This is a genomic window from Parashewanella hymeniacidonis (genome assembly GCF_016900895.1).
GTDB classification, from domain to species: Bacteria; Pseudomonadota; Gammaproteobacteria; order Enterobacterales; family Shewanellaceae; genus Parashewanella; species Parashewanella hymeniacidonis.
The window spans coordinates 1-1,218 of sequence record NZ_JAFEUN010000287.1 but is presented as its reverse complement, the minus strand read 5'-3'; the positions used below and the strand labels follow the sequence as shown (position 1 = coordinate 1,218).

The following is a 1,218-nucleotide window of genomic DNA, read 5'->3' as shown; positions in this document are numbered from 1 at the left end:
TGGCTTGATGAGGAAATTATTTGTGCTGGCATAGCGTTATTACAAGGAAAGCAAATACTGTCTGAATATTATCTCATTTAATTCTCACATTCATGACATTAATTAAACTGAACACCCTATCGATGCATTAGAAGAAAGACTTGGTCATCCATGTCAACTGATTGAATTAGTTAGAAAAGGTGAGCTTACCTCTTTCAGGGAAGCATTAAGAAATGGTTGTGTGACTAGTACTGCTTCTGTGATTTTTGAGGACTATTTAGAGGCTGTAATTGAGTCTAAAAATTTAGAAATGGCATTAGCAGCTCTTGATGCTGGTTTGTTAGCTAAAGATCCTACTAAATGTCTTTTAAGAGTATGTACGATGGATGGTTGGAGCTTCCTTGCAAATAAGCTAATTATACTCAATGCAAATGTTGACGCTAAAGACTCCGAAGGAACTCCAGCTCTAATCTTAGCGCTACTTTCAAAAAATTCGAACCTTGTTAGGGTATTGTTGAAAGCAGGTGCAAAAGTGAACGTTTCTCAAGAAGATGGCAATACTGCTTTAATGCAAGCCGTTCGCTCAGGTGATTTTGATATTTTTGAGCAACTACTTGATAAAACAACTGATGTTAATGCCGTTTCTAAAAAAGGTTGGTCTGCGCTTTATTTAGCCGCAGGCTTTAACAGACCAATGATGCTTGAATGTTTATTAGAAAAAGGTGCAAGGTTGTTTGATAATGGTCCAAATGATTCCCCTCTTATTAATACTGTGAATCTTGGACATATTACTTGCGCTAGGTTGCTTGTTGAACATGCAAATAAAGCAGGTTTGTTGCCAAAACTAGTGCAGGTTAAAAATGGCGATAGGAAAACAGCTCTTCAATTAGCGAAAGCATTAAACAAACATCCAGAATATATAGAGTATTTGTCTTCGATACTAGAAGACATAGTATTTTCTATTTCTCTTCAAGAGCGATCTATGCGAGAGTTTGACATAATAGAAAGCCCTACAGTAACTAGTGATACAAAACTTTAATGTTATTTCAACTCAAGTTTCGGAGTTCAAAATTGACACATTTAAATCTGTATGTGGTTGATATATAAACAAAAGATGAGCGTTAATGTGTTATAATCTTGTTGCTTAGACAAAAACAATAACACACTAACTCTCAAGTAAATATTGACATGAAATCACTTCAGCTTCCATCACTTACTTCAAAGTTTTTACAGCAGTCA

At 35.3% G+C, this 1,218-nt stretch carries 1 protein-coding gene; it reads left to right on the top strand.

The annotated features are described in order from the left end of the window. The first annotated feature begins 220 nt into the window (after positions 1-220). The gene (locus tag JQC92_RS22370) at positions 221-1,018 is read left to right on the top strand and encodes an ankyrin repeat domain-containing protein (protein ID WP_205001730.1); all 798 of its coding nucleotides are present in this window, start codon (positions 221-223) and stop codon (positions 1,016-1,018) included. Positions 1,019-1,218: the final 200 nt, after the last annotated feature.